Genomic DNA, 22,258 nt, shown 5'->3' on the forward strand with positions numbered 1-22,258 from the left:
CATGAACGAGAAACTGATCACCGGCAAAGCCGCCCCCGTCCGGTTCGAGGGTGTCACAAAGCGCTTTGGGCGCGATGTGGTGGCCGTCGACAATATCAACCTGTCGGTTGAAACCGGCAAACTGGTCACTCTGCTGGGGCCGTCTGGTTGCGGCAAGACCACAACATTGCGGATGATCGCGGGGCTGGAAATGGCAACCGAAGGGCGCATCTTGATCGGCGACCGTGATGTCACCACCTTGCCCGCCACCGACCGTGACGTGTCGATGGTGTTTCAATCCTACGCGCTTTTCCCGCATATGAGCGTTCTTGAGAACGTCTCTTACGGCCTGACATTTTCGGGGTTTTCCAAGACAGAAACACGTGAACGCGCGGTAGCGGGGCTTGAGCTGGTCGGCCTCAAGGGGTTCGACAATCGCTTGCCCAGCGAGCTGTCTGGTGGCCAACAGCAACGCGTTGCCGTTGCGCGCGCCTTGGTGCTGGAGCCGCAGGTTTTGCTGTTCGACGAACCCCTGTCCAATCTGGACGCAAAGCTGCGCCGTCAGGTGCGCGAGGATATTCGCGCCATTCAGAAAGACCTTGGCCTGACCGTGGTTTATGTCACCCATGATCAGGAAGAGGCGCTTGCCGTTTCGGACGAAATTGTCGTCATGCGCAACGCAGCGATTGCTCAGATCGGGTCGCCGCGCGAATTGTATGACGCACCCGTTGACCAGTTCGTCGCGGATTTCATCGGCGAGGCGAACATCGTGCCCTGCATGATTGACAGTGTTGAAAACGACACTGCGACAATTTCGATAGAGGGCTACCGACATGTGTTGCCCGCCCGCGGTCTTCTTGTTGGTCCCGCGAAGCTTGCGGTGCGACCGTCGCGGTTGGTCATCGGTGCTGAAAATGGCTTCAGCGCGCGTATCGCAAAGGCGACATATGTTGGTGTTCGTATGGAATACACACTTGAAGCGAGCTTCGGCACGATGTTTGGCGTGCAAGACGACGTCGACGCCCCGCTTGAGATCGGGTCGGACGTAACAGTCGGCTTCACCCACAAAGGGCCCGTTTTGTTGCCTGAAGCTTAAGGGTCTTTTTGGAAAGCGGTTTCAGAAATCTCCAAAAGTCGATCGAACACGGCCGATGTGCCAACAACGACGCGCCCCCCGTCGCGGATCATTGCATCCGCATCTTGCTGCTCGATACGTCCACCTGCTTCGGCGACGATAAGTTGGCCCGCAAGGCAATCCCATGCGTTCATGTGTTCTTCTGAGTATCCCAAAAGCCGCCCCGCCGCGACATAGGCGAGCGAAAGTGCGCCCGACGCGTTTCGGTAGAACATCGCTCCGTCGTCGATCAAGCCTGAAACCAACCTCAAGATGCCACGATCATCAACACGGTTGGAATAGCCGACGCCCACCGTGCCCTGCGACAACGGGCGGATATCTTGCAGCTGCAAAGGCGCGCCGTTTAATGTCGCGCCACCCCCGCGCACCGCGACAAACGTCTCTGCATTGCAGGGATCATGGATGACGCCGATTTGCGTGGCACCATCTTGGACACCAGCGACCACCACGGTCCAAGCCGGTATGCCATTGACGAAGTTGGTGGTGCCGTCAATCGGATCAATGACCCACGTAAACCCAGACGTGCCTTCGCTTGGCGCGTGTTCCTCCCCTACGATCGCATCGTCGGGAAAGGCTTTAAGCAACAAGTCCCGCGTCAACAGTTCTACATTCCGATCAGCTTGGGACACGAAATCCTGGTGCCCCTTGTGGTCGATAACAAGTTTGTCCTGTTCACCAAAATACCGGGCAGCCAGATGCCCTGCTTGATGGCAAATCTCGATAAGAGTTTTGGATCGGTCGGCCATTGTCTTCCAATCTTTCTGGGTCCTGAGGTAGGCCCGAAGAATACTGAACTGACGCTCACTCCATAGCAACAGATTTGCAGAGGTAGCAGACCGCGGCCCTTGCTCAGGTGGGGATTCCCCAACGGCTTCTTCCAGGCCTGACGGACAAGCGCAATGCACGCGCCTGTTTCAGCGAAGCGGGCGCGCTTCCAGAAGGTCAGTTGGTGATGTTAGCCGTTGTCCGGCTTATCGATCAGCCCCTGCATCTTCCCAATCGCAGAGCGCATCAATTCTTCCAGACCAAGGCGCACTTTGTCGGCCACGGCAGTATATTGATCAAGGGCAGGTTGCGCTGCCGGGAACCGTTCAGCCATGGCGGGGGCGAAGATATACAGCACCGCCAAAAGGCAGAAGATGACGACCGCGGACACAAACCCGCGCCGGAAGCCACCGGTTTTGCTGGTTTCCAGCATGGGATCATCCGGGCTTAGATTTCCCGGATCTGTTTCCCGGGCATCCAGCGTCGAATTGATTTCTTCTATGTCGGGAAGAACATCGCGCCCCTTCAGATCATCGGCGATGACCGGTTGATCTATCTCGTCGTCATAGCCGCGCAGACGCGCGATACGGGACTTTACGCCATCATCGTCTGTTGCGGGGGCGTCGTCCAATCCCAGGTCGGACTGGGTTTCAAGATTGTCCTGTTCGGCGTGCCGTGCCTGCAGCTCGAGATCTGCTTCTTCTTGCAAGATGGTGCGGACATTTTCATCCAGCTCACGCACAGGCAGGTCTGTCTTGGGAAGGTCCGCGGTGGGCAATTCAGCGTCGGACACATCAGCGTCGGACACATCAGGGTCGGAAACATCGGCGTCGGGCAGGTCGTCCTCAGCCACCTCGTCGGCGATTTCTTCGTCATCTTGGTCAAGATCGAAGGACGCGTCATAGCCGTCTTCACCAACAAGCGCACCAATATCATCGGCAAGCGTGTCGCTGTCTGCGTCGTCATCTTTCTGTGGTGGCTGTGCCGCAACGGCACTGTCCTCCACCGATTGCGGCGGCTGTTGGAACCAAGCATGGCCGCAATTTGAACATTGTACGTCCCGCCCGTTTTCGGGCATGACGCGGTCATCTACTTCGTATTGGGCGCCGCAATTCGGGCAAACCAGACGCATTCTTATCCTCAATCCCTCGGGTTAACCCAAGGCTTTACCTGCCATTTCGACCCTAATATGGCAGTTTCACTGCGAAAATCAAACCTTTGCAAGCTCTGCATTGAAACAATTGCTTAGCTGAGGCAAAACTGTCGCCAAGCAACCGAGAGGACAGTGTGTGATCGAGCTGGAACAAGTGTCCTACGGGTATGGAGCAGGCACGCTCTTGTCCGAAATTTCCCTGAAACTTGCGCCGGGGTCGTTTCATTTTCTCACCGGGCCGTCAGGGGCCGGTAAAACTACGTTGATGAAGCTTTGCTATGGCGAATTGATTGCCTCAAAGGGGCGTGTGACCCTGTTTGAGCGGGACGCACGGCAATTGACCCGCGATGACGTGGCGCAGGTGCGCCGCCGCATTGGCGTGGTGCATCAGGATTGTCAGTTTCTTGATCACCTGGACGTGGCAGAAAACGTCGCATTGCCGCTTACGGTCTCCGGTCGCAGCCTGTCCGATGAGTCCGAGCTTGAAGACTTGCTGGCGTGGGTCGGCCTGTCACGGCAACGTGCCGCCAAGCCGCCCGAATTGTCGGGGGGCGAACGTCAGCGCGCAGCCTTGGCCCGTGCCGTTATCATGTCGCCCGACGTGATACTGGCGGACGAACCGACGGGAAACGTGGATTGGGACATGTCGCTGCGGTTGCTCAAATTACTTGTGGAGCTTAACCGTATGGGCAAGACAATCTTGATCGCCACCCATGACATGAACCTGATCCGGTCCGCCAAGGCACAGGTGCAGGCACGGGTGTTGCGCATCGCCAACAAAACCGTCCAGCATGCGGGGGCCGACCTATGAATGCGCGCCTGTCCAAGTTGTTGCATTTCGTGGCAGGGGATGCCCAAGCCGATCGCGTCGTGCCACCCACGGGATACACCGCGCGCCTGACGGTGTTTGCGGCGGCCTCGATGGCGTTTCTTGCGGTTTTCGCGCTCGCGTTGTCACTGGCCACGGGTCGACTGGCGGATCGCTGGGGGGAAGCGCTTGCCAAAAGCTCGACCATTCGCATCAGTGCGCCAGCAGATCAGATGGACGCCCAAGTGCTTGCCGTGACCGAAGTGTTGGCAACAACACCGGGCGTCAAAGAGGCCCGTCCACTCAGCCAAGACGAACAACGCGCTTTGCTGGAGCCGTGGTTCGGACCCGACCTGCCGCTTGACCAGCTTCCGATCCCCCGCCTGGTCGAGGTTATCGAGGACGAAGAGGGGATTGACGCAGAGGGCTTGAAAGCCCGGCTGGCTGGCGAGGCGCCGGGTGCCGTGCTGGACGATCATGCGCGGTGGCGCGAACCGCTTGTGCGCGCAGCGAACCGCCTTCGGCAACTGGGATTTGTCGCTATCGTGTTGATCGCGGCATTGGCGGCTGTCGTGATTACGCTGGCAGCCTCGGCCGCCCTGTCTGCCAATGAACAGGTTATCCGGGTGCTGCGCCTTGTCGGTGCGCGTGACAATTACATCGCCCGTGCCTTTGTGCGTCGCTATACGCTGCGTGCCCTCAGCGGGGCGATTGTCGGCACGCTGCTGGGCTCACTTGCCGTGTTTCTTTTGCCGCCAGCGGGAGATCAGGCGAGCTTTCTGACGGGTTTGGGCTTCAAAGGCTGGCAGTGGCTTTGGCCGCTGGCCATTCCGCCGCTTGCCGCGCTGGTCGCCTTTCTTGCCACTGGCCAAGCCGCAAAGACGGTCCTGCAGGAGAAACGCTGATGCGTCACGTTATTCAATGGCTTCGCTCGGTTGCCTTCATTATCCAGATGTATGTCATGTTGGGGATCATCGGGTTTGGTTTTGTCCCGCTGATCTGGTTCAACAAGAAATATGCGATGGTTGCCATTCACAGCTATTGCCATTGGGTGCGTTGGACTGCGTCGTGGATGATCGGGCTACGCTCGGAAATCCGGGGCGAGCCGCCAACGGACGAGGTGATCATTGGTGCCAAGCATCAAAGCTTCTTTGACATCATCCTGATTGCAAGCGCCCTGCCTGCGCCAAAATACATTCTGAAAAAGCAGCTTATGTGGGCGCCGGTGATCGGGATTTACGCCAATTATACCAACAGCGTTCCCGTTGATCGTGGCAAACGCGGGCAGGCGATCAAACAGATGGTTGAGGCCGTCCGCTCTAGCCCCACACCGGGGCAGTTGGTGATTTTCCCGCAAGGCACACGCGTCGCGGCGGGGGCCAAGAAGCCCTATAAGGTTGGAACCGGGGTGCTGTATCGCGAAACGGGCCAGCCCTGTGTGCCCGCATCGACCAATGTTGGGGTGTTCTGGAAACGGCATGGCATCATGCGCTATCCGGGACTCGCGGTTGTCGAGTTTCACCCGCGCATCGAGCCGGGCCTGGAACTGGCCGAGTTCATGGAACGCCTTGAGGATGTCGTCGAAACCGGCTCAAACGCGCTGATGCAAGAGGCGGGGCTGAAGGTGGAGCTATGATGGACTATCTAAACTCGGTCGAGGGCCTTGAAGCGCTCTATGGTGCCCCGAGCAAAGGATCGTTGATCAAGGTCGCAGATCACCTGACGCCAACCTATCGCAAATGGATCGAGGCATCTCGTTTCTGCGTACTGTCTACGGTTGGACCCGAAGGCACTGATGGCACCCCACGGGGTGATGATGGACCCGTGGTCGCTATCCTTGACCCGCAGACACTGGCCCTTCCGGATTGGCGTGGGAATAATCGCATTGACAGCCTGCGCAATATCGTTCGTGACCCCCGTGTATCAGTTATGTTCATGGTACCGGGATCAACGAATGTGGTGCGGGTAAATGGAGAAGCCCGACTGACCGCGGACGAAGCTTTGCGCGCGCGGTTCATAAAAGGGGACAAGCAACCCCAAACAGTTACCGTGATCCGAATAAACGAGATTTATGTTCAATGTGCAAAAGCGGTCATGCGGTCACGGCTTTGGACCGCTGGTGATGAAAGCAGCGATCTTCCTAGTATTGGAGATATGCTGAAAGAAATGAGTGCCGGGGAATTTGGCGGCGAAGCCTATGACAAAGAATGGCCAGATAGAGCCAAGTCGACCATGTGGTAACGACACGCGCGGGTGCCTTAGCTTGCGCTGAACTGCTCAAACGCCTCGCGCGCTTTGGCGCTATAGGCGATCGACGGGCCGCCGCCCATATAGGACGCCATCGCCAGAGCTTCGTTCAATTCGTCAAGCGTCGCGCCAAGCCGCACCAGTGAGCGCACATGAAAACCGATACAACTGTCGCAGCGGGTCGAGATGGCGATGCCAAGTGCGATGAACTCTTTGGTTTTCTCGCTTAGGGCACCGTCGGTCTTGGCGGCAGCGGCCATCTGGGCAAAACCCTTCATCGTTGCGGGAATATCTTTGGCAAGATGATTGGTGTTGCCTTCGATTTCGGCAAGAAATGCTTTCCAGTCCAAGGGGTCTTCCTTCTGCGCCCGCTTAGGCTGCCAATCCTTTTTCGCCCATTTTCAGGAATTTCTCGCGCCGCTCTTTCATAAGCGCGTCGCCTTTTTGCCGTTTCTTCAGAACCTTCAACTCGGCTTCAATGGCTTTGCCGACAGCGGCGATGGCTTCGCTGCGCCCGCGTTGCGCCCCCCCTTTGGGTTCGGGAATGATCTGGTCGATCACGCCCAACTGCTTCAGGTCTTGTGCCGTCAGGCGCAGCGCCTCAGCGGCTTCGCGCATCTTTTCGGCGTCTTTCCACAGGATCGAGGCACAGCCCTCCGGGCTGATGACCGAATAGATCGAATGTTCCAGCATCATCACCGTGTTTGCGGTGGCCAGAGCGACGGCGCCGCCAGACCCACCTTCACCGATGATCACTGAAATGACCGGGGACTTCACGCTCAGGCTGCGTTCGGTTGAGCGGGCGATGGCCTCGGATTGGCCGCGTTCTTCGGCCCCTTTGCCGGGATAGGCGCCGGGGGTGTCGACCAGCATGACGATGGGCAGGCCAAAGCGGTCGGCCAAATCCATCAGACGGATCACTTTGCGATATCCTTCCGGGCGCGCCATGCCAAAGTTGCGTTCAATCCGCGATTTGGTGTCGTTACCCTTTTCCTGCCCCATCACCACGACAGGGATGTCGCCAAGCCGCGCAAGCCCGCCCATTACGGCGTGATCATCGGCAAAGTTCCGGTCGCCTGCCAGCGGTGTGTATTCGGTAAACAGGGCTTCGATGTAATCCTTGCAGTGCGGGCGATCCGGGTGACGGGCGACCTGACATTTGCGCCACGGTGACAAGTCGGCGTAAAGCTCGGTCAAAAGCTTTGCGGCTTTGGCATCCAGACCTGCGGCCTCGCCTTCGACATCCATCTCTTCGTTGGCGCGGGCAAGAGCGCGTAATTCTTCGGCTTTGCCTTCGATTTCTGCCAGCGGTTTTTCGAACTCAAGATAGTTGGTCATGGCTCTGCCTGATTACGTTTCGTCCCTAGCTATATGCCGCTTGCAGCGCGGCATTGCAACTGGGGCAGGCATGTTGGACGGGCGATGTTGGTCGCCCGCCCGTCTGATCAGTCAGGAAACGCCAGCAATCTTCAAAAGCTGTGCAAACTGCGCTTCGGACAACACCGCGCGCCAGTGATCGACGCAAGCCGACCGCATCATCACCAGCTTGACTTCATTCGCGCCGATCTTGTCTGCGATGGCTTGGCGTTCGTCTGTCGGGGCGCCGTCAACGATCGCTTTGCGCAAAGCGGCGCGCAAGCTGACGGTTTCACCCTCCAACGCTTTGCGCTGTGCGGGCATCGTTTCGACCCAGTTTTTCACATCCGCGCGCTGGGCGTCGTCAAGTTCCAGCTCGTCCATGCTTTTGGCCAAGAACCCGGTCAGTTGGATCACCGGGCGCGACAAGCCGGTTTCAGCAGGGTTCGAGGGCTGCATTTGCGCCATGGCTGCGCCAGACAGGCCCAAGGTCAGGGCTGTGGCAAGAAATAATGGTTTCATCGTTTCACTCTCATCAAAGGGATGCGTCCCCTTTTCGGACTTCGTCACGGCCCATCTGGAGTATATTTGGAAATTCGTGCATCCCCATGCGACCAGTTGCCCTGCGACAGGTTGGCTCAAAGAAAAAAGCCCCGCGTTGGCGGGGCTTTCCCGAATTTTTCTTTGGGCGGGCTTAACCGTTCGCGATCAGTTCAGACTGCGCCACGATCACCTCGGCCTGCTTGATCGAAGCGATATCGACAAGGCGACCCTTGTAGACCGTCGCACCTTCGCCGTTGGCCTTGGCCTGCTCCATCGCGGCAAGGATTTCGCGCGCCTCAGCCACGGCTTCATCTGAAGGGGTAAACACGTCGTTGGCCAGAGCGATCTGTTTGGGGTGGATCGCCCATTTGCCGACCATGCCCAGCGTGGCAGAGCGTTTGGCTTGCGCGATATAGCCGTCGTCATCCGAGAAGTCGCCAAATGGCCCATCAACCGGCAACACCCCATGGGTGCGGCAGGCGGCGACGATGGCGGCTTGCGCCCAGTGCCACGGGTCGGACCAGTGTTTTTCGCCATCACGCAGCATGTAGTAGTTCTCCTGCGTGCCGCCAATCCCAGTGGTTTGCATCCCCATCGAGGCCGCAAAATCAGCCGCACCCAGGCTCATCGCTTGTAGGCGCGGGGACGATGCGGCGATGGCTTCGACATGCGCGATGCCGGCAGCGGATTCGATGATTACCTCGAAAGAAACCGGTTTTTTACGTCCCTTTGCGGCTTCAATCGCCGTGACCAGCGCATCGACGGCATAGACATCTTCGGCACACCCCACTTTCGGGATCATGATCTGGTCCAGACGGTCCCCCGCCTGTTCCAGCAGGTCCACCACGTCGCGATACCAATAGGGCGTGTCCAGTCCGTTGATGCGAACAGACATATACTTTGTGCCCCAATCAATTGTGTTCAGGGCTTCGATGATATTGGCACGGGCCGCGTCCTTGTCGGACGGTGCAACGCTGTCTTCCAGATCAAGGTTGATCACATCTGCGGCTGAGGCTGCCATCTTTGGGAACAGCTTGATGTTCGACCCCGGTCCAAACAACTGGCAACGGTTTGGACGGGCGGGGGCGGCTGGTTGGATGCGGAAGGACATGGCGGGCCTTTCGGTAATGAAGTTGCGATTTTCTGATGATGATCGTTATTAAATTACCAACCCAACCGCAAGCGCGTTTTGCTCTCGCAGAAAAATGCCGCAGGGCAGCGTCTGGGTGTTGGGATTCTTGCTTGGCCTGAAGAAGGCACCGAAGAAAATTCTATAATTCAAATTATCCACGGGCAAAAATTCGAAACTGAAAGTACATTGCGGTGAAATCGCAACAAATTACGCGGATGTTTCGGGAATTATCCCATAGAATTCAGCAAAGGGGACGCGAGCATGATCAAGACACCATATCTTCTGTTTCTGGGCGATGCGCCCGACCAACTTGCCGCGAAAGTTGCGCAAGGCATCAAGGATTGGCGTCCCGAAAACGCGGTGGGCCAATACCGGATGGAGGGCTGCAAGGCCGACCTTGGCTTGACGGACATGACATTGGCTGACGCCAAAGCCGCGGGCGCCAAAACGCTTGTGATCGGCGTGGCCAACCGCGGCGGCGTCATCTCGCAAGCCTGGAAGAAGGTGCTTGTGATGGCGTTGGAGGAGGGGTTCGATCTTGCCTCGGGTCTGCACAATTTGCTGAGCAACGAACCCGACCTGGTCGCCGTCGCAGAAGCCTGCGGGCGCGATTTGCATGATGTGCGCGTGCCAGAAGTGGACTACCCTATTGCCAATGGCGAGAAGCGCTCGGGCAAGCGTTGCCTTGCAGTGGGCACCGATTGTTCCGTTGGCAAGATGTATACGGCGCTGGCAATGGATGCTGAAATGCAGAAACGTGGCATGAAGGCGACGTTCCGGGCGACCGGACAGACGGGTATTCTGATCACCGGCGATGGCGCTCCTTTGGATGCGGTCGTTGCCGATTTCATGGCGGGATCGGTCGAATATATCTCGCCTGACAATGACGCCGACCACTGGGATTTGATCGAAGGCCAAGGCAGCCTGTTCCACGTATCTTATTCCGGCGTGACAATGGCATTGATCCACGGCGGACAGCCCGATGCCCTGATCCTGAGCCACGAGCCGACCCGCTCCCATATGCGGGGTCTGCCGGGGTATCAGCTCCCGTCGCTGGAAACGCTTCGTGACACGGCGCTGGCGCTTGCACGGGTTGCCAACCCGGACTGTCAGGTCATCGGCATCTCGGTCAATACCCAGCACATGAGCGATGATGAGGCGATGGCCTATCTGGCAGAAACAGAGGCGCGTATGGGCTTGCCAACTGTTGATCCCTTCCGTCAGGGCGCAGGGCGGCTGGTGGATGCGTTGGCCGCGATATAGAGTTATGCAGCCAGATCCGGGGTCGCGATAGCCTCGCTTGGTCTGGTAGTTGCAGAACCGGAAAGGGGTGATCGCGTGGATATTTCCGTAACGGCCGATGTTTTCAAACTGGCCGAGGTCTTTACGATCTCGCGCGGGTCGCGGACCGAGGCGAGGGTGCTGACAGTCCGCATTTCGGATGGGGGTCAGCAGGGGTGGGGCGAATGTGTTCCTTATGCGCGCTATGATGAAACGCTGGAGAGCGTGCGGGCTGAGATCGAGGGGCTACCCTCCAATTTCACCCGCCAAGACCTCTATGACCTTTTGCCCGCCGGGGCTGCGCGCAATGCCGTTGATTGCGCGCTGTGGGATATTGAAGCGAAGCGGGCCGGGAAACGAGTGTGGGATCTGGCAGGTCTTGCAGCCCCTCGACCCGAAATCACCGCCTACACCCTATCGCTTGCCGATCCAGCCACGATGCAGGCTCAGGCGGCCAAGCATGCGCATCGCCCGCTGCTGAAGATCAAGCTTGGAACGCCAGATGACATGGCACGGCTTGAGGCTGTGCGCGCCGGTGCGCCCAAGTCCCGTATCATTGTCGACGCCAATGAGGGCTGGACCGCTGGGGTCTATGCCGACCTTGCGCCGCATCTGGTGCGCCTTGGTGTGCAACTGGTCGAACAGCCGCTGCCAGCCGGTGAAGATGATGCCTTGATCGGCATGGACCGCCCCGTTCCCGTCTGTGCCGATGAAAGCTGCCATGATCGTGCCAGCCTGCCGGGCCTGAAAGGCAAATACGATGTGGTGAACATCAAACTCGACAAGACCGGTGGTCTGACCGAGGCGCTGGCCTTGCGCGATCAAGCTCTTGCCGAAGGCTACAAGGTCATGGTCGGGTGCATGGTCGGGTCAAGCCTTGCCATGGCGCCGGCGACACTGGTGGCCCAAGGCGCGTTGGTGACAGACCTTGACGGACCGCTTCTTCTGGCCGAAGACCGTGACGAACCGCTTGAATTCGACGCCGCCGGGGTGCATCCGCCCAAGGCCGCACTCTGGGGATAAGGAGACACCCATGACCCGCACCGTATACGTAAACGGAGATTATCTGCCTGAAACCGAGGCCAGTGTTTCGATCTTCGACCGTGGGTTCCTGTTTGCTGATGCCGTCTACGAGGTCACCAGCGTTCTTGGCGGCAAGTTGATCGACTTTGACGGTCATGCCGTACGCTTGGCGCGGTCGCTGGGCGAGCTTGGGATGGACAACCCGATATCCAAGGACGAGCTGTTGGCTGTGCACCGCGAATTGGTGCGTCTGAACGGGATCGACGAAGGTCTGGTTTATCTGCAGATCTCGCGCGGGGCAGCGGCTGATCGTGATTTCGTCTTCCCAGATCCTGCCGAGGTGAAACCCACCATCGTGCTGTTCACGCAGTCCAAGCCGGGACTGGCATCGACCGTGAACCCCGCGAAGGTGATTTCGATCGAGGATATCCGCTGGGGCCGGCGCGACATAAAGACGGTGCAGCTGCTTTACCCGTCGATGGGAAAAATGATGGCCAAGGCGGCAGGGGCAGATGATGCGTGGCTGGTCGAAGATGGCTACGTGACCGAAGGCACGTCGAACAACGTCTATATCGTGAAAGACGGCAAGATCATCACCCGCGCCTTGTCCAAGGATATTCTGCACGGAATTACGCGTGCGGCCGTTCTGCGCTTTGCCGAAGAGGCGCAGATGGAGATCGAAGAACGCAGTTTCACGATCGAAGAAGCACAGAACGCGGACGAGGCATTCTTTACCTCTGCGTCGGCTTTCGTGATGCCGGTTGTCGAGGTTGACGGGAAAGCGCTGGGTGACGGCACGCCGGGCAAGGTCGCATTGCGCCTGCGCGAAATCTATCTGGATGAAAGCCTCAAGAAAGCCGTTTGACCCGAAGGGGCATCCCACAGTCAACGCGGTCTGCCCATGGCTGATCGCTAGCGCAAATTCATCCTGATGCAACCACTTGCACGGTCCAAACTGCCATCGGCAATGTCATAATCAGCGACCAGATCGGGCCGCTCGAAATCTGCACACAGCCGGAAGGATTTGTCAGAGAGCTTCTCGAACCGGTAAGGCGCGTTGGAGGTCCGGTCCAGAAACGGCTGATCCGTGCCACAGCTGTCCATGGGGGCAAGCATTTTGGGGACTTCCTTGGTTTCCTGAGCGACGCAATTGATGAATTCAGACAGGCGCCGCAAATCTTCAAGCCGAGAAAGGTCACGCTTTTCGGCGCGGGCGGATTTGGGGCCACCGGTCACCCAAAGACCCGCAGCGATGGCTGCAGCGACCAAGCCGCCAATCACCAAGGGGGCAAGTGTGTCACGCTGCATCTGATCGCCCGTCATCTTCTTGCCGGAAATAGAAAAAGATTGCTCCGGCGACGCCGGCCACGACCAAAGCCTTTAGGATAAAGCGAACCGATAGGTCACCGCTCAGCAGCGCATAGATCACTGCCATCAGGTCGCCCAGAAGCGAAAGGGAGGCAAGGAACAGCGTCACATAGCCAAACCATTTGCGTACGCCTGACCGACGCTTGCCGGGATCCGCCTTGGTGGCTCGCACCACACGCCGGTTCAAGATCAGGAATGTCGGTGTGAACACGATCAACGCGGCGATGGACCACCGTGTGGAACTTAGCGCATAGCGCCCTTGGTCAGCATCAAGCGGGTCGTGCACCCAGTGGTCGATCAAACTGTGCAGCAGCGCCACAAGGTGCCATGCTGTCATCGCAAGCGCCACGAACAGAATGCCATAAAAAAAGGCTTCGCGCGCCGAAACATAGGGGCGTGGGCGTGGAACAGGCGTCGGAAAGTCGCTATCTGCCCAAGCGTCCAGTGCTTCGGCGACCTCGTTCGGGGCCCAGCCAGCTTGAGACAGTGCATCGCGAATGTCTTGACGGCTTTTACCGGTGGCAAGCGCGTCGCGCGTAAATTCGGCAAGTTGATCTGAGGGGCGCATGACGGGCCCTTTCTTGTCAGTTCATAGTTGCAACATGGCACCGACCGACAGGCTTGAAAAGGGCGCAGATCCGGGCCGGGTGGCGCAGCGAGGTTAGTCCTTTTCGTTCAAAACATTCTCGCGAAAGGCAACGTCAAAGGCGGCCTGTTTCTCGGCGCTGGCATCGGTTTGATGCAGAGCCTTCCAGTCGTCATACGGCATACCGTAATAGGCCTCGCGACCTTCGTCCTTGGTCATGTCGATGCCGCGTTCGTTGGCCGCTTCCTGATACCAGCGGCTCAGGCAGTTCCGGCAAAACCCCGCAAGGTTCATCATGTCGATATTCTGCACGTCCTGACGGTCCTCCATCAGGTGCTTTTGCAGGCGGCGAAAGGCGGCGGCTTCGATCTCGATCCGGGTCTGGTCATCCATGGTGTTGTCCTTTGCTAGGTGACATGTGGTAGCGTGCGACGGTTGCTGAGCCAAGGATCGATCAAATGCCGTCACGCCAAAACAGCCCGGGCATCACAGCCCGGTTTTGGCGAGCGTTTCCATCAGAGCCGGGGCCAGCCGTTCGGCCCAGTCGCGTTGTTGCGCCTCGGTTTGGATCAGGTCGTTCCGTATCTCGATCAGGACATTGACGCGACCGGTCTGGACCGCATGCCGGTCGATACTGTCTCCGTCCAAGTGCCCGCCATAAGGCTCGTTCTCGCCCACGCAAAGGTCGGGTTCGTCCCGCAGCCGTTGGATCAACGGCGTGGCAAGCCGACTGTCGCGGTCATGCAGCACGGCAATGTGCCATGGGCGAAGCTCGCGCCCCTTCAGTTGCGGTGTATAGGAGTGCATCGCGACGATCACCGTGTGGTCTTGTCGGGCAGCCATTTCGGCGAGAGCGTCGTGATAGGGGCGATAGCAGACATCCAGACGGCGGGCGCGTTCGGTTTCATCAACGCCACGATTGGCTGGCACCACGGTTCCGTCATAGAGCCTCATGATCAGGGTCGGGTCATCTTCGCCGCGGTTCGGGTCGATCACCAGTCGCGAAAAGTTCGACAGAATTGCCGGAGCATCCAGAAGCTGAGACAAATGCCGTGTGACACCGGCCGCGCCCACATCATAGGCAATGTGGCGGGCCAAATCTTCTTCAGCAATGCCCAGATCCCCGCCGCCGACACAAGGCGGCACCGTATTGGCGGCGTGGTCGCAGGTAATCAGCCAGCGTGATGGACGGCCTTTGCCGATGATGTAATAAGGTTGGTATGTCATGGTCTTGTTGATTAACTGTGCCAGTCCCGTTTATGCGAGGCGATTGGGGAACGCCAGTTGTCAGCGCTAACATTTTCGGGCATAGAGCAAACAAGCCCGAAACAACGAAAAAATAAGAGGAGCCGCGCGCTGTGAGACGTAACCGCAACGTAAAAATCGTCGCTACACTTGGACCAGCCTCCGATGACTATGATACGATTCGGGCCTTGTTCGAGGCGGGCGCGGACGTCTTTCGGATGAACATGTCCCACGGCACGCAGGACGAACAACGCGAACGTCACGCGCTGATCCGGCGGGTCGAAAAGGATATGGAACGTCCAATCGCGATCCTGGCCGATCTGCAGGGGCCGAAACTGCGCTGCGGTGTATTTGCCGCTGGCGCCGCCGACATCGAAGAAGGTCAGGATTTTCGGTTCGATCTGGACGAAACAGCCGGTGAAGGCCACCGCGTTTGCCTGCCCCACCCCGAGATTTTCGCAGCACTGAAGCCGGGCTCTACGTTGCTGGTGAATGACGGCAAGTTGCGCATGAAGGTTAAGGATTGCGGACCGGATTTTGCGAATTGCCTGGTCGAAGTCGGCGGCACCATTTCGGATCGCAAGGGCGTGAATGTGCCCGATGTTGTGTTGCCTCTGGCCGCGCTTTCCAAGAAAGACCGCGCAGATTTGGAGTTTGCCTGCCAGCTGGGTGTCGACTGGTTGGCGCTCAGCTTCGTGCAGCGCCCCGAGGATGTGGAAGAAGCCCGCGAACTGGCCAATGGGCGCGCTGCGATCCTGTCAAAGATTGAAAAACCGTCTGCCGTGCATGCGTTCGACGCTATTCTTGAGGTTTCGGATGGTGTCATGGTGGCGCGCGGCGACCTTGGTGTGGAGCTGCCAGTCTATGCCGTGCCGCCCATTCAGAAACGCCTGATCCATGCCTGCCGCAGGGCAGGGAAACCAGTTATCGTTGCCACACAGATGTTGGAAAGCATGATCGAAAGCCCAATGCCCACGCGGGCCGAGGTGTCGGATGTGGCCAACGCCATTTATGACGGCGCCGATGCGGTAATGTTGTCGGCTGAAAGCGCCGCCGGGCAATACCCGATCGAGGCTGTCTCTACGATGAATGCCGTTGCCATCGAAGTCGAACATGACGCGACATATCTGGAGCAAGTCGATGCGGCCCGCGTTGCCAGCCGCAGTGGCGTTGCTGATGGTATCGTTGCCGCTGCCCGCGAAATCGCGGAAACGACGGACATCAAGGCAATCTGCTGTTTCACCCAATCCGGCACCACCGCGCTTTTGACATCGCGCGAACGCCCGCGGGTGCCAATCATCGCCTTGACCCCGCTGCGGGGAACCGCGCGGCGTTTGTGCCTGTCCTGGGGGACAAACTGTTTTGTGACATCAGGCGAGGTTGAGCGGTTCAAAGCGGCCGTGGTCTCGGCCGCCCGTGCCGCCCGCAGTGCTGGTTTCGCCACAGCTGAGGATCAGATTGTCGTAACCGCAGGCGTGCCGTTCAATGTGCCCGGGACGACGAATATCCTTCGTGTCGCCCCATGCGACGAACGACTTATTTTTGCCGCAGATCAGGAATAAAGTTATGCTACCGCACCAGACAAAGGTGTTTGAACGAGGTAGCGATGCGAGAAGACACGTTTTTAGTAATTGGTTTAGTGGTGCTTGTTCTTTCGGTGCCATCGTTTTTGGCCGCGTTACGTGAAGGCCGCGCGCCGCGTATTCCGGCGATTCTATTGCTGATCGGTGGCGGGTTGATTGCGATCGCGATCACACAGAAACCGACCGGCTATGACATCGAAGGCATACCCGGCGTGTTTAACTCTGTCGTCCAACGCGCGCTTCGCTTTTTCTCGGCCTGACGGGCTGTTCGCGATCGCGGGCAGTTTCCTCTTGCCAGCCTGTTCGATTCCTCATATACGCCCGACTTCATGCGCGACCGGCTCAAGTGGCATGCCGAGTCGTGCGGAAACCGAACCCATGAAGGAGACGGAAATGCCCAAGATGAAGACCAAATCAAGCGCCAAGAAGCGCTTCAAGGTGACAGCGACAGGTAAAGTCCTGGCAGGTCAAGCCGGCAAACGCCACGGCATGATCAAACGCTCTAACAAATTCCTGCGCAATTCGCGCGGAACCACGACCCTGTCCGCCCCCGACGCCAAGATCGTCAAGGGCTTCATGCCCTACGATCGTTAAGAGGAGATACTGATATGTCCCGCGTTAAAGGTGGAACCACAACTCACGCCCGTCACAAGAAAGTCGTCAAAGCCGCAAAAGGCTATTACGGCCGCCGCAAGAATACCTTCAAGGTCGCGCGCCAAGCCGTCGACAAGGCGAACCAATACGCAACCCGTGACCGCAAGAACCGCAAGCGCAACTTCCGTGCGCTGTGGATCCAGCGGATCAACGCAGCCGTGCGTTCGCATGATGAGACACTGACATACTCGCGTTTTATCAACGGCCTGAACTTGGCTGGCGTCGAAGTGGACCGTAAGGTTCTGGCCGATCTGGCCGTGCACGAGCCCGATGCATTCGGTGCGATCGTTGAAAAAGCACAAGCTGCTCTGGCTGCCTAAGCCAAGCCGCGTATAAGTTCAAAGAAGCCGCTGGGGAAACTCGGCGGCTTTTTTGTTTGTATGTCTGAAAGATGACCAACGCGCGCATTTGGCAATTGGTCTGGCGCAGGCAAGCCGGATCACAGCGGTCGCTCGTAGTATCGGATCAAGTGATCCAGATACGGTGTGTCTTGGTGGTAGGGGGATCTCTCCTCGAACCCCAACGCCTCGTATAGCCCGGACGCTTCCACAAGGGCGCGGCCCGTATCAAGGCGGACAATCGTCTTGCCGTCTTTCCGCGCCCGGTCCATCAGCGCCAGTGTGATCGCTTTGCCTGCCCCCAAGCCTCTGGCGTCTGTCGTGACAAAGACGCGCTGAATCTCTGCGATGCCCGGCTCCATCTCTCGCATCATGCCGCACCCAATCGGTTTTCCGTCCAAGTAAGCGATCAAAAGTTCGCCATTGGGCCGCCCATGGTCCTTGGCAAAGCCTTCGACCAGGTCGTCAATCTTTTCGGGGTCATATTTCTTCAGAATATTCTCGCGTTCTTCCGGGGATCGTTTGAAAAGGAAGTCGATATACCCAAGAAACAGGTCTGCAACGACTTGCGCGTCCTTTGGAAATGTCGCTCTTTCGATTTTCAGCATTTGGTGTCTCCCCCAACTTGGTGCGACAAGTATACGCGAAAGTGAGCTTGCAGTCGGCTCGCGGTTTCGTCGGCGGCTGAACGAGCCATCCGGGTCGCGCCCGCTTGCCATTTTGCCCTGCATTCGCTAGCTGGAAGCGGTGCGACGCAAAGGGACCGACATGGACGAGCTTAGAACGAAATACCTTGATGCAATCGGCGGTGCCGCGGACGAAGCGACACTGGAAGATATCCGCGTGCAAGCCGTCGGCAAGAAGGGCGAAGTCGCCCTGAAAATGCGCGAGCTGGGCAAGATGACGCCGGAAGAACGCCAAGTCGCTGGCCCCAAGCTGAACGCGCTGAAGGACGAGATCAACTCGGCCATCGCCGCCAAGAAATCCGGGCTGGCTGATGCCGCGCTGGACGAGCGTTTGCGCACCGAATGGCTGGACGTGACCCTGCCGGGCCGCCCGCAACGCCAAGGCACCATCCACCCGATTTCGCAGGTCACGGAGGAGATCAGCGCGATCTTTGGCGACATGGGTTTCGCGGTTGCCGAAGGTCCGCAGATCGAAAGCGACTGGTATAACTTCGACGCCCTGAACATCCCGGCGGACCACCCCACCCGGACCGAGATGGACACCTTCTATATGACCATGCCGGACGGCGACGAGCGTCCGCCGCATGTGCTGCGCACCCATACCAGCCCGGTGCAAATCCGCGCGATGATGGCGCAGGGCGCGCCGATCCGCGTGATCGCACCAGGCCGCGTCTATCGCGCCGATTACGACCAGACCCACACCCCGATGTTCCATCAGGTCGAAGGGCTGGCGATCGACAAAGACATCTCGATGGCGAACCTGAAATGGACGCTGGAAGAATTCTGCCGCGCCTTCTTTGAAATCGACGGCATCGAACTGCGCTTCCGCGCCTCACATTTCCCCTTCACGGAACCGTCCGCCGAGGTCGACATCCGCTGCTCTTGGGAAGGCGGCACGCTGAAATTGGGCGAGGGCGACGACTGGATGGAAATCCTCGGCTCCGGCATGGTGCACCCGCACGTGCTGCAATCGGCGGGCGTGGACCCGGACAAGTGGCAAGGCTTCGCCTTCGGCCTCGGCATCGACCGTCTGGCGATGCTGAAATACGGCATCCCCGACCTACGCGCGTTCTTTGACAGCGACTTGCGCTGGCTGCGCCACTACGGGTTCAGCTCGTTGGATGTCCCGACGATGCGGGGGGGATTGAGTAGGTGAAACGCGACGATGATATGCTGCGAGAAATACTCTTCGAATTTGAAGAGCAGAAAGACTGGCTAGTCGCAGTTCTAAGCTCACTAGGTATGTCTGAAGAACGCCGAATGAAATTAGGGCATGTGAATTTGCTATGCGATGCCGGGATGGTGACTGAGGTGGGGGACCAGACCTTTCGCCTTACAAATTCCGGCCACGATTATTTGGACGCTATTCGGAACGATACCATTTGGAATAAAACCAAGAGTGGTGCAGCAGAAGTTGGCGGAATGACGTTGCAAATGATGAAAGACTTAGCGCTTTCCTACGTGAAACAGGAAGTGGCTGCGAAATTGGGAGTTACACTCTGATGAAACTCAGCACCAAACCGGAGCTTTCCAAATGAGCGACGATGACATCGAAGACCTGCAAGTGACCTATCCCGGCGCGGGCACGTTCAAGTTCGGCGACAGCGCCAAACTGTCGGCCAAGCTGATCAAGCGGGTGCGGGCGGGGCAAAAGCTTGCGACCTCGGGCGCGCTGCGTGACTTCGCGGACGACCCGGATGCGATGCCCAAGGTCGGTCGCTGCGATATCGCCGCCAACTGGGACGGCACGCCAGCGCTGGTGATCCGCACCAAGTCGGTCGAACAAGTCCGGTTTTGCGATGTCACCGAGGAATTGGCCCATGCCGAGGGCGAAACGCTGGAAGGGTGGCAGCGCGGCCACAAGGCCTATTTCGAACGCAACGGTGGGTTTGACCCCGAGATGATGTTGCTGTTCGAACATTTCGAAGTGGTTGAAGATTTGGCAAGCCGACCGGCGATGCAGACAGAGGACAAGACATGAAATTCACACTCTCCTGGCTGAAAGACCACCTCGACACCACGGCGTCCGTGGACGAGATCGCCGAGGCCTGCACCGATCTGGGGCTGGAGGTTGAGGGGATCTTCAACCCGCTCGACCGTCTGGGCGCGTTCACCTTGGCCAAAGTGAAGTCGGCTGAAAAACACCCCGACGCGGACCGTCTGAAAGTCTGCACGGTGGAGACCAACGAAGGCGACGTGCAAATCGTTTGCGGCGCGCCCAATGCGCGCGAGGGGATCACCGTGGTCCTCGCCAAGCCCGGCGACTATGTGCCCGGCATCGACGTGACGCTGTCGGTCGGCAAAATCCGTGGCGTGGAAAGCCACGGCATGATGGCGTCTGAACGCGAGTTGGAACTGTCGGAAGAACATGACGGCATCATCGAGCTGCCGTCTGGCGAAGTGGGCGCGAAATTCGTCGACTGGCTCGCCGCCAATGACCCCTCACGCGTCGATCCGGTGATCGAGATTGCGATCACGCCGAACCGCCCCGATGCGCTGGGCGTGCGTGGCGTTGCGCGTGACTTGGCAGCCCGTGGGTTGGGAACATTGAAGCCTTTGAAAGAGCATAAGGTCAAAGGCAGCTTCCCCAGCCCGATCAATGTGACCATTGACGACGACACCAAAGACGCGAACCCGCTATTCATGGGCCGTCTGATCAAGGGCGTGAAGAACGGGCCGTCCCCCGCGTGGTTGCAAGCGCGTCTTCGCGCGATTGGGTTGCGCCCGATCTCGGCCCTTGTCGATATCACCAACTTCTTCACCTATGACATGAACCGCCCGCTGCACGTGTTTGACGCCGACAAGGTCAAGGGTGACCTGCGCGTGCACCGTGCCAAGGGTGGCGAGACCCTGATGGGGCTGGACGAGAAGGAATATACCTTCGCGCCCGGCATGGTCATCATTTCGGATAATGAAGGTGTGGAGTCCATCGGCGGCATCATGGGCGGTCTGCCCACCGGTGCGACCTTTGACACCACCAACGTATTTCTAGAGGCCGCGTTCTGGGACACGAAACAAATTGCCCGCACCGGGCGTGCGCTGAAGATCAATTCCGACGCGCGCTATCGCAACGAACGCGGTATCGACCCGGCCTATAACGCGCAGGCGATCGAAGCCGCGACCCAGATGATCCTTGATCTTTGCGGCGGCGAGCCGTCGGACGTGGTGACCGCGGGCGAAGTGCCGGACACAAGCCGCGCCTTCAAGCTGGACACAGACCGAGTGCAATCGCTGGTCGGCATGGACATTCCGGCGGATGAACAGCGCAAGACGCTGACCGCGCTGGGCTTCACCATCAAGGACGGCATGGCCCACGTGCCAAGCTGGCGCCCCGACGTGCAAGGCTCGGCCGATCTGGTGGAAGAGGTCGCGCGTGTCGCCTCCCTGACCAAGCTGGTCGGCAAGCCGCTGCCGCGCGCCCATGTTGGCGTGCCCAAGGCGATCCTGACGCCACTGCAGAAGCGTGAAGGCATGGCGCGCCGCACCGTGGCCGCGCTGGGCTACAACGAATGTGTGACCTACAGCTTCATTGATGAGGGCAGTGCCAAGCGGTTTGGCGGTGGGGCAGATGTGACGCAGTTGCAAAACCCGATCTCGTCTGAAATGAGCCATATGCGCCCATCCCTGCTGCCCGGTTTGCTGCAAGCCGCCGCCCGCAACCAGGCACGCGGTTTCATGGATCTGGCGCTGTTTGAGGTTGGACCTGTCTTCCACGGTGGTGAGCCGGAAGAATATGAACAGATGGTCACCGGCATCCTCGTCGGTCACACCGGCCCGCGTGACCGTTTCGGCGCGCGCCGCCCGGTCGATACCTATGACGCCAAGGCCGATGTCGAGGCCGTGTTGAACGCCATCGGCGCGCCCGCCAAACTGACCTATGTGCGCGACATGAACGCGTGGTGGCACCCCGGACGCTCGGCCAAGCTGGGGCTGGGGCCGAAGAACATCCTTGGCGCGTTTGGCGAGTTGCATCCGAAAGCCATCGCGGACATGGACGTAAAAGGCCCCGTTGTGGCCTTCGCCGTGCATCTGGCGAAGGTGCCGTTCCCGAAAGCCAAAGGCACAGGGCGCGGCGCGCTGGGGGCCAGTGATTTGCAACCCGTCGAACGCGACTTCGCCTTCGTGGTGGATGCCGACGTGGAGGCGATCAACTTGGTGAACACCGCCGCCGGGGCCGACAAGGCGCTGATCGTCGACGTGAATGTCTTTGACGAATTTATCGGCGGATCGCTGGGCGAGGGCAAGAAATCCCTCGCCATCACCGTGCGCCTGCAACCGCGTGACGCGACCCTGACCGACAAGGACATCGAAGCGGTCAGCGCCAAGATCGTCGAGAAGGTGGGCAAGGCCACTGGCGGCACATTGCGCGGCTGAAC

The 22,258-nt window shown here is 58.8% G+C and carries 27 protein-coding genes; 16 read left to right on the plus strand and 11 right to left on the minus strand.

Annotation, left to right across the window (positions count from 1 at the left end; all coding sequences use genetic code 11):
* Position 1: 1 nt before the first annotated feature.
* A complete protein-coding gene (locus ACXYMP_RS03505; RefSeq protein WP_298568751.1) occupies positions 2-1,075 on the plus strand; it encodes an ABC transporter ATP-binding protein in 1,074 nt (357 codons plus the stop codon).
* Here the strand turns inward: ACXYMP_RS03505 and ACXYMP_RS03510 are convergent.
* Positions 1,072-1,860: an inositol monophosphatase family protein gene (locus ACXYMP_RS03510; RefSeq protein WP_458904377.1), complete on the minus strand. Its 789-nt coding sequence runs from the start codon at positions 1,858-1,860 to the stop codon at positions 1,072-1,074. The genes ACXYMP_RS03505 and ACXYMP_RS03510 overlap by 4 nt on opposite strands.
* 209 nt (positions 1,861-2,069) lie before the next feature.
* On the minus strand, positions 2,070-3,011 hold the full coding sequence (locus ACXYMP_RS03515) for a zinc-ribbon domain-containing protein (protein WP_298568747.1): 942 nt from the start codon (positions 3,009-3,011) through the stop codon (positions 2,070-2,072).
* 157 nt (positions 3,012-3,168) lie between these two features.
* Between ACXYMP_RS03515 and ACXYMP_RS03520 the strand changes: the two genes are divergently transcribed.
* Genes ACXYMP_RS03520 through ACXYMP_RS03535 form a run of 4 tightly spaced genes read left to right on the plus strand, consistent with a single transcriptional unit; the run spans position 3,169 to position 6,081 of the window.
* Complete coding sequence (locus ACXYMP_RS03520) at positions 3,169-3,843, plus strand: cell division ATP-binding protein FtsE (RefSeq protein ID WP_298568745.1); 675 nt, start codon at positions 3,169-3,171, stop codon at positions 3,841-3,843.
* Complete coding sequence (locus ACXYMP_RS03525) at positions 3,840-4,745, plus strand: cell division protein FtsX (RefSeq protein WP_298568742.1); 906 nt, start codon at positions 3,840-3,842, stop codon at positions 4,743-4,745. The genes ACXYMP_RS03520 and ACXYMP_RS03525 overlap by 4 nt, the downstream gene beginning before the upstream one ends.
* On the plus strand, positions 4,745-5,476 hold the full coding sequence (locus tag ACXYMP_RS03530; protein ID WP_458904380.1) for a lysophospholipid acyltransferase family protein: 732 nt from the start codon (positions 4,745-4,747) through the stop codon (positions 5,474-5,476). The genes ACXYMP_RS03525 and ACXYMP_RS03530 overlap by 1 nt, the downstream gene beginning before the upstream one ends.
* Positions 5,476-6,081: a pyridoxamine 5'-phosphate oxidase family protein gene (locus tag ACXYMP_RS03535; protein WP_458905315.1), complete on the plus strand. Its 606-nt coding sequence runs from the start codon at positions 5,476-5,478 to the stop codon at positions 6,079-6,081. The genes ACXYMP_RS03530 and ACXYMP_RS03535 overlap by 1 nt, the downstream gene beginning before the upstream one ends.
* Before the next feature lie 17 nt (positions 6,082-6,098).
* Here the strand turns inward: ACXYMP_RS03535 and ACXYMP_RS03540 are convergent, their stop codons facing one another.
* From ACXYMP_RS03540 to ACXYMP_RS03555, 4 genes are all read right to left on the minus strand, one after another.
* A complete protein-coding gene (locus ACXYMP_RS03540; protein ID WP_458904382.1) occupies positions 6,099-6,437 on the minus strand; it encodes a carboxymuconolactone decarboxylase family protein in 339 nt (112 codons plus the stop codon).
* 22 nt (positions 6,438-6,459) lie between these two features.
* Positions 6,460-7,425, minus strand: coding sequence for an acetyl-CoA carboxylase carboxyltransferase subunit alpha (locus ACXYMP_RS03545; protein WP_298568733.1), 966 nt, complete (start codon positions 7,423-7,425; stop codon positions 6,460-6,462).
* A 111-nt stretch (positions 7,426-7,536) separates the two neighbouring features.
* Positions 7,537-7,965, minus strand: coding sequence for a Spy/CpxP family protein refolding chaperone (locus tag ACXYMP_RS03550; RefSeq protein WP_298568731.1), 429 nt, complete (start codon positions 7,963-7,965; stop codon positions 7,537-7,539).
* Between the two features lie 172 nt (positions 7,966-8,137).
* A complete protein-coding gene (locus ACXYMP_RS03555; RefSeq protein WP_298568728.1) occupies positions 8,138-9,097 on the minus strand; it encodes an L-malyl-CoA/beta-methylmalyl-CoA lyase in 960 nt (319 codons plus the stop codon).
* A 282-nt stretch (positions 9,098-9,379) separates the two neighbouring features.
* On the opposite strand from ACXYMP_RS03555, the gene dgcN reads away from it, so the two are divergent.
* The 3 genes from dgcN (at position 9,380) to ACXYMP_RS03570 (ending at position 12,287) form a co-directional block, all read left to right on the plus strand.
* Entirely contained in the window at positions 9,380-10,381 is a 1,002-nt protein-coding gene (dgcN, locus tag ACXYMP_RS03560; RefSeq protein ID WP_458904385.1) for an N-acetyltransferase DgcN, read from the plus strand.
* A gap of 75 nt (positions 10,382-10,456) precedes the next feature.
* Positions 10,457-11,422: an N-acetyl-D-Glu racemase DgcA gene (gene dgcA, locus ACXYMP_RS03565; RefSeq protein WP_458904387.1), complete on the plus strand. Its 966-nt coding sequence runs from the start codon at positions 10,457-10,459 to the stop codon at positions 11,420-11,422.
* A 10-nt stretch (positions 11,423-11,432) separates the two neighbouring features.
* Complete coding sequence (locus tag ACXYMP_RS03570) at positions 11,433-12,287, plus strand: D-amino-acid transaminase (protein ID WP_298568720.1); 855 nt, start codon at positions 11,433-11,435, stop codon at positions 12,285-12,287.
* Between the two features lie 47 nt (positions 12,288-12,334).
* Here ACXYMP_RS03570 and ACXYMP_RS03575 read toward each other — a convergent pair whose 3' ends face one another.
* From ACXYMP_RS03575 to ACXYMP_RS03590, 4 genes are all read right to left on the minus strand, one after another.
* Entirely contained in the window at positions 12,335-12,730 is a 396-nt protein-coding gene (locus tag ACXYMP_RS03575) for a hypothetical protein (RefSeq protein ID WP_458904390.1), read from the minus strand.
* Positions 12,720-13,358 (minus strand): DUF5671 domain-containing protein, encoded by a 639-nt coding sequence (locus ACXYMP_RS03580; protein WP_458904392.1) that lies wholly within the window; start codon positions 13,356-13,358, stop codon positions 12,720-12,722. Before ACXYMP_RS03580 ends, ACXYMP_RS03575 begins: the two co-directional genes overlap by 11 nt.
* 93 nt (positions 13,359-13,451) lie before the next feature.
* Positions 13,452-13,769 carry a DUF1244 domain-containing protein gene (locus tag ACXYMP_RS03585; protein ID WP_458904394.1) on the minus strand — a complete coding sequence of 106 codons (318 nt, stop codon included), beginning with the start codon at positions 13,767-13,769 and terminating at the stop codon, positions 13,452-13,454.
* Between the two features lie 93 nt (positions 13,770-13,862).
* On the minus strand, positions 13,863-14,603 hold the full coding sequence (locus ACXYMP_RS03590) for an N-formylglutamate amidohydrolase (RefSeq protein WP_458904396.1): 741 nt from the start codon (positions 14,601-14,603) through the stop codon (positions 13,863-13,865).
* Positions 14,604-14,734: 131 nt separating this feature from the next.
* Between ACXYMP_RS03590 and pyk the strand changes: the two genes are divergently transcribed.
* The 4 genes from pyk to rplT all read left to right on the plus strand — a co-directional run bounded on the left by pyk (position 14,735) and on the right by rplT (position 17,178).
* On the plus strand, positions 14,735-16,183 hold the full coding sequence (gene pyk, locus ACXYMP_RS03595; RefSeq protein WP_458904398.1) for a pyruvate kinase: 1,449 nt from the start codon (positions 14,735-14,737) through the stop codon (positions 16,181-16,183).
* Between the two features lie 44 nt (positions 16,184-16,227).
* On the plus strand, positions 16,228-16,464 hold the full coding sequence (locus tag ACXYMP_RS03600; protein ID WP_298568699.1) for a hypothetical protein: 237 nt from the start codon (positions 16,228-16,230) through the stop codon (positions 16,462-16,464).
* A gap of 133 nt (positions 16,465-16,597) precedes the next feature.
* The gene (gene rpmI, locus ACXYMP_RS03605) at positions 16,598-16,798 is read left to right on the plus strand and encodes a 50S ribosomal protein L35 (RefSeq protein ID WP_298568697.1); all 201 of its coding nucleotides are present in this window, start codon (positions 16,598-16,600) and stop codon (positions 16,796-16,798) included.
* Positions 16,799-16,812: 14 nt separating this feature from the next.
* The gene (rplT, locus tag ACXYMP_RS03610) at positions 16,813-17,178 is read left to right on the plus strand and encodes a 50S ribosomal protein L20 (protein ID WP_298568694.1); all 366 of its coding nucleotides are present in this window, start codon (positions 16,813-16,815) and stop codon (positions 17,176-17,178) included.
* A gap of 119 nt (positions 17,179-17,297) precedes the next feature.
* Here rplT and ACXYMP_RS03615 read toward each other — a convergent pair whose 3' ends face one another.
* Entirely contained in the window at positions 17,298-17,804 is a 507-nt protein-coding gene (locus tag ACXYMP_RS03615) for a GNAT family N-acetyltransferase (protein ID WP_458904401.1), read from the minus strand.
* A gap of 160 nt (positions 17,805-17,964) precedes the next feature.
* Between ACXYMP_RS03615 and pheS the strand changes: the two genes are divergently transcribed.
* From pheS to pheT, 4 genes are read left to right on the plus strand one after another with little or no spacing between them, the layout of a single operon-like run.
* Complete coding sequence (gene pheS, locus ACXYMP_RS03620; protein ID WP_298568688.1) at positions 17,965-19,038, plus strand: phenylalanine--tRNA ligase subunit alpha; 1,074 nt, start codon at positions 17,965-17,967, stop codon at positions 19,036-19,038.
* On the plus strand, positions 19,035-19,385 hold the full coding sequence (locus ACXYMP_RS03625; RefSeq protein WP_298568686.1) for a DUF2513 domain-containing protein: 351 nt from the start codon (positions 19,035-19,037) through the stop codon (positions 19,383-19,385). Before pheS ends, ACXYMP_RS03625 begins: the two co-directional genes overlap by 4 nt.
* A 31-nt stretch (positions 19,386-19,416) precedes the next feature.
* Complete coding sequence (locus tag ACXYMP_RS03630) at positions 19,417-19,863, plus strand: ASCH domain-containing protein (protein ID WP_458904404.1); 447 nt, start codon at positions 19,417-19,419, stop codon at positions 19,861-19,863.
* Positions 19,860-22,256: a phenylalanine--tRNA ligase subunit beta gene (pheT, locus tag ACXYMP_RS03635; RefSeq protein WP_458904406.1), complete on the plus strand. Its 2,397-nt coding sequence runs from the start codon at positions 19,860-19,862 to the stop codon at positions 22,254-22,256. The genes ACXYMP_RS03630 and pheT overlap by 4 nt, the downstream gene beginning before the upstream one ends.
* Positions 22,257-22,258: the final 2 nt, after the last annotated feature.

This window comes from Aliiroseovarius sp. CAU 1755, from assembly GCF_054482655.1.

Bases quoted from the DNA above. Each gene is read 5' to 3' on its own strand.
- ACXYMP_RS03505 (WP_298568751.1), top strand. From the start codon at position 2: ATGAACGAGAAACTGATCACCGGCAAAGCCGCCCCCGTCCGGTTCGAG.
- ACXYMP_RS03510 (WP_458904377.1), bottom strand. From the start codon at position 1,860: ATGGCCGACCGATCCAAAACTCTTATCGAGATTTGCCATCAAGCAGGG.
- ACXYMP_RS03515 (WP_298568747.1), bottom strand. From the start codon at position 3,011: ATGCGTCTGGTTTGCCCGAATTGCGGCGCCCAATACGAAGTAGATGAC.
- ACXYMP_RS03525 (WP_298568742.1), top strand. From the start codon at position 3,840: ATGAATGCGCGCCTGTCCAAGTTGTTGCATTTCGTGGCAGGGGATGCC.
- ACXYMP_RS03530 (WP_458904380.1), top strand. From the start codon at position 4,745: ATGCGTCACGTTATTCAATGGCTTCGCTCGGTTGCCTTCATTATCCAG.
- ACXYMP_RS03535 (WP_458905315.1), top strand. From the start codon at position 5,476: ATGGACTATCTAAACTCGGTCGAGGGCCTTGAAGCGCTCTATGGTGCC.
- ACXYMP_RS03545 (WP_298568733.1), bottom strand. From the start codon at position 7,425: ATGACCAACTATCTTGAGTTCGAAAAACCGCTGGCAGAAATCGAAGGC.
- ACXYMP_RS03550 (WP_298568731.1), bottom strand. From the start codon at position 7,965: ATGAAACCATTATTTCTTGCCACAGCCCTGACCTTGGGCCTGTCTGGC.
- ACXYMP_RS03555 (WP_298568728.1), bottom strand. From the start codon at position 9,097: ATGTCCTTCCGCATCCAACCAGCCGCCCCCGCCCGTCCAAACCGTTGC.
- dgcN (WP_458904385.1), top strand. From the start codon at position 9,380: ATGATCAAGACACCATATCTTCTGTTTCTGGGCGATGCGCCCGACCAA.
- ACXYMP_RS03570 (WP_298568720.1), top strand. From the start codon at position 11,433: ATGACCCGCACCGTATACGTAAACGGAGATTATCTGCCTGAAACCGAG.
- ACXYMP_RS03575 (WP_458904390.1), bottom strand. From the start codon at position 12,730: ATGCAGCGTGACACACTTGCCCCCTTGGTGATTGGCGGCTTGGTCGCT.
- ACXYMP_RS03580 (WP_458904392.1), bottom strand. From the start codon at position 13,358: ATGCGCCCCTCAGATCAACTTGCCGAATTTACGCGCGACGCGCTTGCC.
- ACXYMP_RS03585 (WP_458904394.1), bottom strand. From the start codon at position 13,769: ATGGATGACCAGACCCGGATCGAGATCGAAGCCGCCGCCTTTCGCCGC.
- ACXYMP_RS03590 (WP_458904396.1), bottom strand. From the start codon at position 14,603: ATGACATACCAACCTTATTACATCATCGGCAAAGGCCGTCCATCACGC.
- ACXYMP_RS03600 (WP_298568699.1), top strand. From the start codon at position 16,228: ATGCGAGAAGACACGTTTTTAGTAATTGGTTTAGTGGTGCTTGTTCTT.
- rpmI (WP_298568697.1), top strand. From the start codon at position 16,598: ATGCCCAAGATGAAGACCAAATCAAGCGCCAAGAAGCGCTTCAAGGTG.
- rplT (WP_298568694.1), top strand. From the start codon at position 16,813: ATGTCCCGCGTTAAAGGTGGAACCACAACTCACGCCCGTCACAAGAAA.
- ACXYMP_RS03615 (WP_458904401.1), bottom strand. From the start codon at position 17,804: ATGCTGAAAATCGAAAGAGCGACATTTCCAAAGGACGCGCAAGTCGTT.
- pheS (WP_298568688.1), top strand. From the start codon at position 17,965: ATGGACGAGCTTAGAACGAAATACCTTGATGCAATCGGCGGTGCCGCG.
- ACXYMP_RS03630 (WP_458904404.1), top strand. From the start codon at position 19,417: ATGAGCGACGATGACATCGAAGACCTGCAAGTGACCTATCCCGGCGCG.
- pheT (WP_458904406.1), top strand. From the start codon at position 19,860: ATGAAATTCACACTCTCCTGGCTGAAAGACCACCTCGACACCACGGCG.